The 8,034-nt window shown below is 72.1% G+C and carries 8 protein-coding genes and 1 pseudogene; 3 read left to right on the top strand and 6 right to left on the bottom strand.

Annotation, left to right across the window (positions count from 1 at the left end):
• Window positions 1-214: 214 nt before the first annotated feature.
• Window positions 215-604 (bottom strand): XRE family transcriptional regulator, encoded by a 390-nt coding sequence (locus D6689_08780; GenBank protein RMH42232.1) that lies wholly within the window; start codon window positions 602-604, stop codon window positions 215-217.
• A gap of 194 nt (window positions 605-798) precedes the next feature.
• On the opposite strand from D6689_08780, the gene D6689_08785 reads away from it, so the two are divergent.
• Both D6689_08785 and D6689_08790 read left to right on the top strand, forming a co-directional pair.
• Entirely contained in the window at window positions 799-1,416 is a 618-nt protein-coding gene (locus D6689_08785) for a hypothetical protein (GenBank protein RMH42233.1), read from the top strand.
• Window positions 1,417-2,053: 637 nt separating this feature from the next.
• Window positions 2,054-2,458, top strand: coding sequence for a hypothetical protein (locus D6689_08790; GenBank protein RMH42234.1), 405 nt, complete (start codon window positions 2,054-2,056; stop codon window positions 2,456-2,458).
• Between the two features lie 179 nt (window positions 2,459-2,637).
• On the opposite strand, the gene D6689_08795 is transcribed toward D6689_08790, so the two are convergent.
• The 5 genes from D6689_08795 to D6689_08815 form a co-directional block, all read right to left on the bottom strand.
• The gene (locus D6689_08795; protein RMH42235.1) at window positions 2,638-3,924 is read right to left on the bottom strand and encodes a flagellar hook protein FlgE; all 1,287 of its coding nucleotides are present in this window, start codon (window positions 3,922-3,924) and stop codon (window positions 2,638-2,640) included.
• 83 nt (window positions 3,925-4,007) lie between these two features.
• The gene (locus D6689_08800) at window positions 4,008-4,673 is read right to left on the bottom strand and encodes a flagellar hook capping protein (protein ID RMH42236.1); all 666 of its coding nucleotides are present in this window, start codon (window positions 4,671-4,673) and stop codon (window positions 4,008-4,010) included.
• A gap of 8 nt (window positions 4,674-4,681) precedes the next feature.
• The gene (locus tag D6689_08805) at window positions 4,682-6,037 is read right to left on the bottom strand and encodes a hypothetical protein (GenBank protein RMH42237.1); all 1,356 of its coding nucleotides are present in this window, start codon (window positions 6,035-6,037) and stop codon (window positions 4,682-4,684) included.
• Complete coding sequence (locus D6689_08810; GenBank protein RMH42238.1) at window positions 6,034-6,447, bottom strand: hypothetical protein; 414 nt, start codon at window positions 6,445-6,447, stop codon at window positions 6,034-6,036. The genes D6689_08805 and D6689_08810 overlap by 4 nt, the downstream gene beginning before the upstream one ends.
• A gap of 26 nt (window positions 6,448-6,473) precedes the next feature.
• The gene (locus tag D6689_08815) at window positions 6,474-7,757 is read right to left on the bottom strand and encodes a FliI/YscN family ATPase (protein RMH42239.1); all 1,284 of its coding nucleotides are present in this window, start codon (window positions 7,755-7,757) and stop codon (window positions 6,474-6,476) included.
• Window positions 7,758-7,900: 143 nt separating this feature from the next.
• Here D6689_08815 and D6689_08820 point away from each other — a divergent pair.
• Window positions 7,901-8,034, top strand: a pseudogene (locus tag D6689_08820) (low-complexity protein).

The raw sequence follows: 8,034 nt of genomic DNA on the forward strand, positions 1-8,034 counted from the left end.
CGCATTGTCGTGCCGTGTTTGCGTCGGGGTCGGTCGTCGAGGGTCCATCGCACCCGGTATCGGCGCGCGCGCGCCGCGGTTGCGTGCCATCCGCCGCCGTGCCCGTTTCGCGCCCCGCGCCCGCCCCGCCCGCGCGCGTCGCGCGACCGCCACCGCGCGCCGCCGGTCTGGGCGCCGGCCGCACCGGCGACGAATCATCGTGGGCCGCGCTGCGTCAGCGCGTCGGGCGCCGCCGCAGGCCACGGCGATTCGAGCCGGCCGGGAAACGCCGCGGTCGGCGGGGCCCGATCATCTCGGCGAGGATGAGCATCGCGTGCTGCGCTCGAGGCGGCAGCTCCGCGATGGCTTCGACGAGGCGCCGTTCCAGCGCCGTGCCGGGGACGGGCGTGGCGTCGTCGGAGCCGACGAGCGCATCGAGCGAGATTCCGAGCGCGCCAGCAAGTTTTGCGGCCGTGGTGAGAGATGGCTCGAACGCGCCGCGCTCGACGCGGGATACGGTCTCGGAAGAAAGCCCGGCCGCCTCGGCGAGCGCGTGTTGGCTCAGCCCTGCCTTGGCGCGAAGCCTTCGTAGGTTGGCGGACAGCATCTGTCGGTCGAACTGCATCCGGCACCGTCACGGTGCCGCGACTGCGGGAGAATCGCGAGGACGCACGTGTTGTCAACATATGTGTTGACAACACGTGGCCGTAGCGCGACGATGGCGCTCGGGTGGTACGGGACCGAGCGGGGAGCCCCGGCAACCTGTTCGTCGTCGACCGGATGGACAACTGACCGGATGGACAAGGAGGACAACACGTCATGACCAGGACGATCGCGAACGCGTGCGCGCGCTGGGCGGCCGCAGCGGTCATCGCCGCAGTCGCCGGCTGTGCGAGTTATTGGCAACATCAGCGCGAACGAGAGGCGCAGCGCGCACAACGCGAGGCCGCCGTGCGCGACGCTCGGGCAGCCTGTTACGAGGGGGTCGGCCGAGACGATCTTGCCGCGGCGGTGTACGACGCGCTCGTGGGCCGGCGGTACGAGGTGGCGACGGCGCTGCGCGGGCGGGTCACGACCCAGTGGCTGGAGGAGACGAGCCAGCGGTCGAAGGTCGAAGTGCAAGTGGAAGACGGCCTGCGCGAGACCTGCAAAGTTGCGACGATCCGCGTGTCGGCCGAGACGCGCGACCCCTCGAAGAACGAATGGGTCGCGGCACCGGATCTTGCGCACCAGATCGAAGACGACATCTATCTCGACGTACACACTCGCGCCCAGCAGCTCGCGGCGAAGGCGCCGACGACCGCCGGCGCGCCGTCGCCGCCGGCGGCGGAGGGCAGCGAAGGCGGGGCCTGTTACGGCAATGGCACATGCAACCAGGGGCTCACATGTGCAAGCGGCGTATGCGTACGCGAGGCGGGTGCCGCTGCATCACCGTGAACGCAGAACGGGGAGGGCGATCCCGTGGACAACGGTTTCTCCGGATTCGGAGCGGGCTGCAAATCCGGTCGAATAGGCGCGATTTGGTTGAGGACGCCCAGACTTGTCGCTGCACCGCGGCGCCGGCTGCGAGGCTTTGCCTGAGCCGCGATTCGGTGCCGTGAGCGAGTACGACGGGGCTTCCCAACCTCGCAACCGCGGCCCGCAACTAATGCATGGGCCGAGCCTAGCTCGCGCCGGGTCCGGGCCAGTCGCTGTCGGCTCCGCAGATCGTATTGGTTGTAAATGCATATTAGTATGTTGTCGTGTCGAACAACTTGTGTGTGAATCTCTAAAAAAGGTGGTCCGGGAGGTGCTTTCGATGGGGATCAGTGTTGCCGTTCGGCTCGCGGGTGTGCTGGCTTTGGCGCTAACGACGATCGCATGCGATGGGGGTAGTGATGATGACGACAACCACAGCCCATCTTGTGGCGACAACATGTGCCTGGGGGCGGAGAGCTGCGATAGTTGTCCGTCGGATTGCGGTCAGTGTCCTCCGGGGTGCGGCGACGGGGCATGTAACGGCGCGGAGACTTGCGACAGCTGCGCGCCGGATTGTGGGCAGTGCCTGTGCGAACCGGGTGACGGAACGTGCGGCATGAACGAGGCCTGCATCGATAGCCTGTGTCAGGCCGCTTTTGGTCGAATCTGGACCATCATAGTCGTGGATGGGGATATGCCGAGCAACAACGATTCGGGTGAGGCCTGGGATGCTTTCGGCGGTGCACCGGATCCATTCGTCGAAATTCAACTCAATGGCTCGGTCCTCGCCACGACGTCGGAAAAGCAAGACACATTTTCGCCCGCGTGGAACGAATCCGTCGACGCGAACATCCCGGCCGGGTCCTCTTTGGTATTCCGGGCGTGGGACTCGGACGTAAGCAGCAACGATCTGATGTTCACGTGCACGATTGATCCGCTGCTCGCTGCTTATTTAGATGCGCGTGCGATCGACTGCCCGGGCGGCGGGGGTGGCCGGCTACGCATCCATTTTTCGCCGTAGGAGTCGGGCCTGCGACCTATTCGTGCAGGAAGGGACGAATCGAGACGAGCAAAAGTGTCGGCGGCATTGGCGCCGGCCGCCAAAGATCCCCGCGCCCCAAAAAAAGGCGCGCCGGCACCATTGCCGGCGCGCCGCGAGATCGAGTGGCTGTTCTCGATCGTTACCGCGATGGGGATGACCTACCGCTTGAGGTTGGCGACCTCTGCGAGCATCTCGTCGGCGGTGGTCACGGTGCGGGCGTTGGCCTGGAACGCCCGCTGGTAGGAGATGAGCGTCACGAGCTGCTCGCCGACGTCGACGTTGGAGCCCTCGAGGCTTCCGGACGAGATTGCGCCGCGGCCGCCGCTGCCGGCGGCACCGATGAGCGCCTGACCGCTGTCGCGGGTCTCGGCGTACAGCTGGTTGCCCGCGCGGACGAGCCCCTGCTCGCTCGTGAAGGTCGCGAGCGCGAGGCGCGCGATCTCGCGTCGCTGTCCGTTGGAGAACGCGCCGACGATCGTGCCGTCCTCGGACACGGTCACGTCGACGAGTTCGCCGGCGCCGTAGCCGTCCTGGTCGATTCGGGTCACCGACGACGGGCCGGCGAACTGGGTGGTGCCGGCGAGGCCGGTGCCCCCGTCGGTGGTGATCGAATCGCCGAAGTCGAAGGTGATGGTCTGGCCCGGCGTCGCGTTGATGAAGTTGGCGCTCGAGCTGGTCGTGACCTCGGTGTCGAGTTCGCCGTTGGGCGTGAACGTGAGCGTGCCGCTCGCGATCTCCGAGGGGGTGCCGGCCGTTCCGCCGGTGATCTCGCCCCCGTCGACCATCGCGTGCCACTCCCACGCTCCCGACCCGGTGGCGCGGAAGTACACGTCGACGCGGTGGGCCGCACCGAGCGAGTCGTACACCGTGGCGGATGTGGAGAAGTTGGAGGTGGTGTCGGGGTTGAGCGGGTCGAACGGGGCCGGCGGCGTTGCGTTCGCGTCGAGGTTGACGTGCATCGTGAGCGACGAGGTGGCCTGCGGGGCGCTCTGGCCCGCGCCCAGCGCGAGGTCGCCGAGCTGCGTGCTCACCGCGCCGGTGCCGTCGATCGCGTAGCCCTGTACGCGGAGCCCTTCCGGGGTCACGAGATAGCCGCTGTCGTCGAGGGAGAACCGGCCGTCGCGCGTGTAGAACGTTCCCGTCTGTCCGTCGTGGTTGCCGCTGACGACGAAGAACCCCCGCCCGCGGATGGCCATGTCGAGCGCGGAGCCGGTCTGCAACAGACCGCCCTGGCCGAACTGCGTGTCGGTGCCACCCATGCGCACGCCCGCGCCGAGGCGATTCGCGTCGGGCGCGGTGCCGCCGAGCACGTCGGCGAAGCGCGCGCGGGCTCCCTTGAAGCCGACGGTGGACACGTTGGCGATGTTGTCGCCGACGACGCCGATCGCACTGCCGTGGGCGCGCAGGCCGCTGGTTCCGGTAAACAGCGAGTTGAGAATGGACATGCGTTGAACCTCCTGTGTGCGCTCGGGGGCGCGGGTATTCGCGACGCGGCGGCCGCGTCGAAGTCAGGCAAGGCGGCGCGGCATCACGCGTCGCGTTCGATGGACAGGACACTCGCCGGCGGGACGCTCGCACCGCCGATGCGCAGCATGTGCACGCCGTCGGAGAACTCGATCGCGTCCACGCGTCCGCGCAGCTTGGGCGATGCGTCGATCGAGCTGCCGTCGGCGGCGGTGGCGACCACTTCGACGGTGTAGGTGCCCTCGTCGACCGGCACGCCCTGGGCGTCGGTGCCGTCCCAGCCGATGGATACGTCGCCGGCCGGATGCGGGCCGAGGTCGATCGATTTGACCTCGTTGCCGTTGGCGTCGCGAATGACGACCTGCACGGACTCGGCCGCGTCGGGCAGGTCGACGAACAGGTCCGGCGGCGCGCCGCCGTCCGGCGCCCAGTGGACGGCGTCCGCGCTGGCGGTCGCCGTCGCGCCGACGAACCCGGCGAGGGCGGCGCCGGCCGCGGCGCGCTGCTCGGCCTGAATTTGCGACAGGATCGCCGTCGCCTGGGCTCCCTGTTCGACGTTGGCGAACTGGGCGAGCTGCGCGACGAACTCGGCGCCGTCTTGCGGGTCGAGCGGGTTCTGGTGTTCGAGCTGCGCGACCAGCAGGCGCAAGAACTCGTCTTTGGCCGTGGGCGCCGGCGCGGCCGTGCCGGCGGGCGACGGGGGAGAGGACGGCGTGGGGGCGACTCGCATGGATCTCCTCAGGCAATGGCCACGACCGGTGCGGCCGGTGCGGCGGGGTTGGAATCGGTGCGATCGCGGGCGGTCGCGCTCGCGGTCGCAGTGCGGCGGTTCGCGGTGCGGCCGCCGGAAGGCGGCGGCTCGCGGTGGCGTTCGCCGGCGTCGCCCGACGACAGGTCGCCGAGAGACAGGCCGTGGCGATGCAGCGCGGCGTTCAACTCGCCCGCGGCGCGCTGCAGGGCGGCGGCCAGCGGCTCGGGGGCGGTCGCGCGGACGGTGACCTGGTTGTGCGCGACGGTGACGACCAACGCGGCGCGATCCGGGCCGTCGCCGACGACGATGCGCGCGCGCGCCGGCGTGAGCACGCCGGAGCGGATGTCGTCGCCGGCCAGGTCGACGTCCGCCCAGTGTGCGACCGCCGACGCCCCTGGCGGCGTGTCGGCGCGCGCCGCCAGGTGAGCCTTGGCCGGCGGCGCGGGGATGGCGGCCAAGGTTGGCGGCGCGGTGGCGTCGCCGCTTGGATCGCGCCGGCGCTCGGTCGCCGCGGCGCCGCCGACCTCCGCGATCGCCGCCTCGGTGGATCCCGCGCCGGTCGCCGCGGCCGCGGTTTGCGGATCGGCCGGGGCCGCCGCCACCATCGATACGACCGCTCCGGCCGTCGCCGCGTGCGCAGCGGGCGCGGCGGTGTCGGCGCCGGCGTCCGGCGCTCCGGCCGTTGCACCGGTCATCGCCCGATCCGGCCCGCCGGCGGCGCCCGCCGCGACGGCGTCATCGCCGGCGGGGGTGGCGTGCGGATCGGCCGGGGCCGCACCGTCCTGATCGGTGGCGCCCGTGCGCGGCCGCTCATGTGGGCGCGGATCCGGTCGAGGATCCGATGTGCGGGGGCTAGCCTCGGCGTCGCGGGCGGACGCATCGGCGTCGCGGGCGCGCGCATCCGCGTCGCGGGCGCGCGGATCCGTGTCGCGGGCGCGCGCATCCGTGTCGCGGGCGCGCGCGGGCGACGTCTCGCGACCCCGGTGGCCGTGCCTCGCGTCGACCGGCGACTGCGCGCGGGCGTCGGCCGCGTCGCGTACGCGCGGGTCGGCCGCGTCGCGTACGCGCGGGTCGGTCGCGTCGCGTACGCGGGCGTCGGTCGCGTCGCGCGCCGCGGGCGGACGCGCGGTTTCGAGGCGTTGCACGCGGCGCGGGTCTGCGCCGGCTCGCGCCGTCGGGCGCGCGTCGGGCGTCGGTCGCGCCGCGGTCGCCGCCGGCGTGCGCGGGTCGGCCGCGTCGCGCGCGCGAGCGAGCACGGAAGAAAACGCCGGTGCCGGCGTCCGCGCCGCGGCGGCTCGCTGTGGCGTCGGCACCGCGGGGTGCCCGTCGACGCGGCGGATCATGCGCTCCTCCGCGCGCGCCGTGCGCTCAGGTCGTCGACCGCGATCTGCTCGGCCTTCGCCGCGCGGCGGTCGATCGCCGACCGCAGCCGGTCGATGTGCTTGTCGGTCGCGCGCAAGTCGCGCTCGGCCTCGATCAACTTGCGGGTCGCGCGGCTGGCCTCCACCTCGGCCGCGGTCGCCTCGCGGGCCGCGACCGCGACGCGATGTTTGAGCTGAGCCAGCTCCGCGTCGAGGAGCCAGATCGCGGTCGCCGACGACGCGGCCATCAGCTCGTCGGCCGCGCCGCGCTTGCGCGCGTCGAGCGCCCGGTGCGCTCGCTGCAGGCGCTCGACCGATATCCGGTGGCGTTCGTTCGCCATCGCGGCGGCGGCAGCGGCCGCGTCGCGCAACCGCTTGCGGCTGTCGCGCACGCGTTCGAGATATTGCAGTTTGGTCCTCACGCCGTGGTCTCCTGTCCGGTGATGGCGGCCCGCAGTCCGGCCATCGCGTCGTCGAAGGTGCTGTGCTCGTCGACCCGCTGGCGCGCCCACCGATCGATGCGTTCGCCGGACGCGACGGCGGCGTCGTAGGTCGGGTTCGATCCCGGCACGTACGCACCGAGGCTGCGCAGTTCGTCGGCCTCGCGGCGAACCGCGAGAGTGCGCCGCGCCTCGGCGGCGAGATCCTGCGCGTCGCGGCTGGTGACCTGGTGCGCGACGCGCGACGCGCTCGCGAGCACATCGACGGCGGGAAACTGGCCTCGGGCGGCCAGCTCGCGCGACAGCACGATGTGCGCGTCGAGCAGCGAGCGCGCGCTGTCCGCGATCGGATCGGCGAGATCGTCGCCCTCGACCAGCACCGAATAAAACGCGGTGATCGAGCCGCCGGCGGCCATGGGCGACACCCGCTCGAGCAACCGCGGCAGCTCGGCGAACACGCTCGGCGGGTATCCCTTGGTCGCCGGCGGCTCGCCCGCCGACAGGCCGATCTCGCGCAGCGCCATCGCATAGCGCGTGAGCGAATCGAGCAGCAGCAGCACGTTGGCGCCGCGATCGCGGAAGTGTTCGGCGATGGCGGTCGCGGCTTGGGCGCCGCGCGCGCGCTCGAGCGGCGACTTGTCGGACGTCGCCGCGACGGCGACGATCGGGCGGTCGGGGATCGCGGCCATCAGCTCGCGGACCTCCCGGCCGCGTTCGCCGATCAGGCCGAACACGATCACGTCGGCGTCGCTGTGCAGCGCGATCTGCTCGACGAGCGTGCTCTTGCCGACCCCGGCGCCCGCGAAGATGCCGATGCGCTGGCCGCGGCCGCAGGTGAGCAGCGCGTCGATCACGCGCACGCCGGTGTCGAATCGGCGCGTCACGCGTGCGCGGTCGCGGACGGGGGGCGCCGGGCGATCCAGCGGTGCGGTCGCGGCGCAGCGCAGGGGGCCGAGGTCGTCCAGCGGGCGGCCGAAGGCGTCGACCACGCGGCCGAGCAGCGCGTCGCCGACCGGCACGCCCGCGCGGCATTCGCGGCGGACGAGGGCGCCGGGCCGGAGGCCGCGCACCTCGCCGATCGGGATGATCTGGGATACCTGGTCGCGGAAGCCGACGACCTCGCCGTGCACGGAATCAGCACCGTTCGGCCGCAGGATCTCGACGACGTCGCCGACCGACACGTCCGGGACGGATGCCTCGATGAGCAGTCCGGCGATGCGGGCGACCCGCCCGAGCTCGACGGGCGCGGCCGCGCCGCGAATCGCGCGGGCGACGGCGGTCCGCCGGGATTCAGTCCACACCGCCGTCCTCCGTCTCGTCGCCGCCGTCGCTCTGCGCGGCGGCGGTCGCGGGCATCGCGGCGTCCTCGGGCGCCGCGTCCTCGTGTGCGGCGTTGTCGTGTGCGGCGTCGTCCCCGGGTGCGGCGTTGTCGGGCGCGGCGTTGCTGGGCGCCGCGTCCTCGGGTGCGGCGTTGTCGGGTGCGGCGTTGTCGTGTGCGGCGTCGTCCCCGGGTGCGGCGTTGTCGGGCGCGGCGTTGTC

It is taken from the genome of Deltaproteobacteria bacterium (assembly GCA_003696105.1).
GTDB lineage: Bacteria > Myxococcota_A > Polyangia > Haliangiales > J016 > J016.

What these genes read in the sequence shown, in the direction of transcription:
- D6689_08800 (RMH42236.1), bottom strand. Translation starts at nt 4,673, where the DNA reads ATGCGAGTCGCCCCCACGCCGTCCTCTCCCCCGTCGCCCGCCGGCACG.
- D6689_08805 (RMH42237.1), bottom strand. Translation starts at nt 6,037, where the DNA reads ATGATCCGCCGCGTCGACGGGCACCCCGCGGTGCCGACGCCACAGCGA.
- D6689_08795 (RMH42235.1), bottom strand. Translation starts at nt 3,924, where the DNA reads ATGTCCATTCTCAACTCGCTGTTTACCGGAACCAGCGGCCTGCGCGCC.
- D6689_08780 (RMH42232.1), bottom strand. Translation starts at nt 604, where the DNA reads ATGCAGTTCGACCGACAGATGCTGTCCGCCAACCTACGAAGGCTTCGC.
- D6689_08790 (RMH42234.1), top strand. Translation starts at nt 2,054, where the DNA reads ATGAACGAGGCCTGCATCGATAGCCTGTGTCAGGCCGCTTTTGGTCGA.
- D6689_08785 (RMH42233.1), top strand. Translation starts at nt 799, where the DNA reads ATGACCAGGACGATCGCGAACGCGTGCGCGCGCTGGGCGGCCGCAGCG.